The sequence below is a fragment of the Azospirillum oleiclasticum genome, from assembly GCF_013423485.1.
Lineage (GTDB): Bacteria > Pseudomonadota > Alphaproteobacteria > Azospirillales > Azospirillaceae > Azospirillum > Azospirillum oleiclasticum.
This window is the reverse complement of sequence record NZ_JABFFR010000055.1, coordinates 1-2,438: the sequence shown is the minus strand read 5'-3', so window position 1 is coordinate 2,438 and position 2,438 is coordinate 1. Positions and strand designations below refer to the sequence as shown.

2 protein-coding genes and 1 pseudogene are annotated in these 2,438 nt (G+C 73.3%); all 3 read left to right on the top strand.

Annotated elements, in window-relative coordinates:
* Positions 1-1,231, top strand: a pseudogene (locus HL658_RS33945) (tetratricopeptide repeat protein); the annotation flags it as partial.
* Between the two features lie 32 nt (positions 1,232-1,263).
* Complete coding sequence (gene rfbA / locus HL658_RS33940) at positions 1,264-2,127, top strand: glucose-1-phosphate thymidylyltransferase RfbA (protein ID WP_180286455.1); 864 nt, start codon at positions 1,264-1,266, stop codon at positions 2,125-2,127.
* Positions 2,128-2,162: 35 nt separating this feature from the next.
* Positions 2,163-2,438: GDP-mannose 4,6-dehydratase (locus HL658_RS33935; protein WP_180286454.1), on the top strand; the 276-nt coding region annotated here is incomplete at its 3' end.

The following is a 2,438-nucleotide window of genomic DNA, read 5'->3' as shown; positions in this document are numbered from 1 at the left end:
GGTGCGGCTCGCCCCGCTGGAGCCGCAGCCGGCCGCGGCGCTGGCGCTGGCCCGGCACCGGGCCGGCGCGCTGGAGGGGGTGGAGGCCGCCCACCGCCGCGCGCTGGCCCTCGCCCCGGCCGACGCGGCCGGCTGGAGCAACCTCGGCTCGGTGGCGCTGGAGACCGCCCGGCCAGCGGCAGCAGGGCGGCTTTTCCGGCGCGCCCAGGCGCTGGCCCCCGAGCTCGCCGAGGCCCATTGGGGGGAGGCGAAGGCCCTGCTGCTGCTCGGCGATCCACGGGCGGGCTGGGCCAAGGTTCCCTGGCACCGCCGCCGGCCGGGCCATGCGCCGCGCTTCCCCGACGCGACGGGCTGGGACGGCGGGCCGCTGGACGGGCGCACGCTGCTGCTGCACGCCGAGCTCGGCCATGGCGACACCATCCTGGCGGCCCGCTACGCCACCTGGGCCGCCGGCCGCGGTGGCCGGGTGGTGGCGATGGTGCAGGGGCCACTGGTCCGGCTGTTCGCCGGTATCCCCGGCCTGTCCGGCTGCACGGCGCTCGACGAGCCGCCGCCGGTCTTCGACCGGCAATGCCCGATGCTCGACCTGCCGCGCCTGTTCATGGCAACCCGCCGGCCGGAGGAGCCGCCGGAAGGGCCGGTCCCCGCCCCCGCCTACCTCGCCGCCGACCCGGCCCTGGCCGCGGCCTGGGGGGCGCGGCTCGCCGCCGTCCGGCGCCCGCGGGTCGGGCTGGCCTGGGCGTCGGCGGCGCGGCGCGGCGGCTTCGACGAGGCGATGGCCCGCCGCCGCAACCCGCCGTCGGAGGCGCTGGCCCGGCTCGGCCAAGTCCCCGGCGTCGCTTTCCTGTCCTTGCAGAAGGGCGAGCCGGGCGCCACGCCGCCCACGCCGCCGGCGGGGATGGCGCTGCTGGACCTGATGGACGGGGTCGCCGACTTCGCCGACACCGCGGCGCTGATGGCCGGGCTCGATCTGGTGATCGCGGTGGACACGGCGGTCGCCCATCTGGCCGGCGCGCTGGGCGTCCCGGTGTGGGTGCCGATGCGCCACGAGGCGGGCTTTCCCTGGCGGCTCGACGGCGAAGACACCCCCTGGTACGGGTCGATGCGCCTGTTCCGCCAGCCGGAGCCGGGCGACTGGGACACGGTGATCGACCGCATGGCCGCCGCCCTGGCGCAGCGCTTCGCCGCGCCCGGCCACCATTCCTTGCAGTCCGGCGACGACACGGGGTAGAGAATGCCAACCACGACGGATGTGACGCGATCATGAAGGGCATCATCCTGGCCGGCGGCTCCGGCACCCGGCTCTACCCGGTGACCCGGGCGGTCAGCAAGCAGCTGCTGCCGGTCTACGACAAGCCGATGATCTATTTCCCGCTGACCACGCTGATGCTGGCGGGGATCCGCGACATCCTGATCATCACCACCCCGCACGACCAGCCGCTGTTCCGGATGGCGCTCGGCGACGGCGGGCAGTGGGGCATCAACCTGTCCTACGCGGTGCAGCCCTCCCCCGACGGGCTGGCGCAGGCCTTCATCATCGGCCGCGATTTCGTCGGCACCGACACCAGCGCGCTGGTGCTGGGCGACAACATCTTCTACGGCCACGGGCTGACCGACCTGTTGCGCTCCGCCGGGGAGAAGACGGCCGGCGCCCGGGTCTTCGCCTATGGCGTGCGCGACCCCGAGCGTTACGGCGTGGTCGAGTTCGACGCCACCGGCAAGGCCATCAGCATCGAGGAGAAGCCGCAGGCCCCGCGCTCCAAATGGGCGGTCACCGGCCTCTACTTCTACGACAACCAAGTGCTGGACATCGCCGCCTCCATCAAGCCGTCGGCGCGCGGCGAGCTGGAGATCACCTCGGTCAACGCCGCCTATCTGGAGATGGGGCAGCTCGAGGTCGAGCAGATGGGCCGCGGCTACGGCTGGTTCGACACCGGCACCCACGACAGCCTGCTGGAGGCGGCGGAGTTCGTCCGCACCATCCAGAACCGCCAGGGCCTGCAGATCGCCTGCCCGGAGGAGATCGCCTTCCACGCCGGCTGGATCGACGCCGGACAGGTGGCGCGGTTGGCCGAGCCGCTGAAGAAGAACGAGTACGGGCGCTACCTGCTCAGCCTGCTCGACTGAGCGTACGGATCGTCCCGTCCAACCGAAAGCCCGCCATGCGCAGCCGCTACAGCCGTCCCCGCGTCCTCGTCACCGGCGGCGCCGGGTTCCTGGGTTCGCACCTGTGCGAGCGGCTGCTGGCCGACGGCCATTCGGTGCTGTGCGCCGACAACTACTTCACCGGCAGCCGCGACAACATCCTGCACCTGCTGGACAACCCGCATTTCGAGGCGATGCGGCACGACGTGACCTTCCCGCTCTATGTGGAGGTCGACCGCATCTACAACCTCGCCTGCCCGGCCTCGCCCGTGCACTACCAGTTCGACCCGGTG